This is a genomic window from Streptomyces atriruber, from assembly GCF_001418325.1.
In the GTDB taxonomy this organism is placed as follows: domain Bacteria; phylum Actinomycetota; class Actinomycetes; order Streptomycetales; family Streptomycetaceae; genus Streptomyces; species Streptomyces atriruber.
The window spans coordinates 1-947 of the sequence record NZ_LIPN01000523.1 but is presented as its reverse complement, the minus strand read 5'-3'; the positions used below and the strand labels follow the sequence as shown (position 1 = coordinate 947).

1 pseudogene is annotated in these 947 nt (G+C 73.7%); it reads left to right on the top strand.

Going from position 1 to position 947, the window contains the following annotated elements:
- Window positions 1–371: 371 nt before the first annotated feature.
- A pseudogene (locus AOK03_RS37545) lies at window positions 372–947 on the top strand (hypothetical protein); the annotation flags it as partial.

Below are 947 nucleotides of genomic sequence, written 5' to 3'. Positions count from 1 at the left end.
CGCGGCCGCGGGGTCGCCGAGGAGCAGATCCAGGAGCGAGGGCCCGAGGTCGTCGAGCACCCGACTCAGACCACGGGCGGGGTGCGACGACATGTGCCTGATCATCTCCGCAGGTTAGGACCGGTGCGCCCCTGCGCGTCCGTACGTACGAACGAGATTACGCGGCCGTTCCCGTACCGCGGAACGAACGCCTGCCGGTTCGCGGCCCCGGTCGGCTCCGCGCGGGCCGTCATCCGGTGCGGCACCCGGAAGCACACCCGCCCCGGGGGTGCGGACCGGTACGGTCACCGCACAGCGGGAGAATCCCGATGGGCGCGTCGAGCGTGAGATGCGGATACGGTGCTGACGTGATGATCGAGAGGGAGGGGCCCATGCCTGGAACCGTGCTGCTCATCGCGGCCGCCCCGGTGGGCAAGGGACGCCTGGTGGACGCGGCTTCCGTGCTTCCCGTCCTCGCGGCGGTGCCCACGGAGACGCTCGCCGGGACACCGACCGCGAGCATCGTGGAGCTGGCCGACCCGTTGGACCCGCAGACGGTGCTCACCCGGCTGAGGGCCGCGGCGATGGCCCCCGGGCCCCTGACGATCTACCTCATCGGGCAGGTCCACCTCGACCGGCGCCAGCGGCAGTTGCACGTCGCGCTCGCCCGGACCACCCCGGCGACGGTGCGCTACACCGGGTTCCCGTGGCACTGGTTCACGCAGGAACTGCGGGTGCGTCCGGCGGGCAGCACCACGGTGATCGCCGACCTGCACGCCGACCAGGAGAGCTGGCAGGCCCTCACCGCACAGCCCCTCGACGCGGGCCCCGGCGTCGCGCTGTACGGCCGCATCGCCCCGCCCGCCCGGCGCCGCGCGCCCGCGATCCCCGCGTACATGAAGGCCGTCGCGACGATCCTCCGCAGCGGCCATCGCCCGCCGCCGCTCCAACTCCACCAGCAGGCCGCC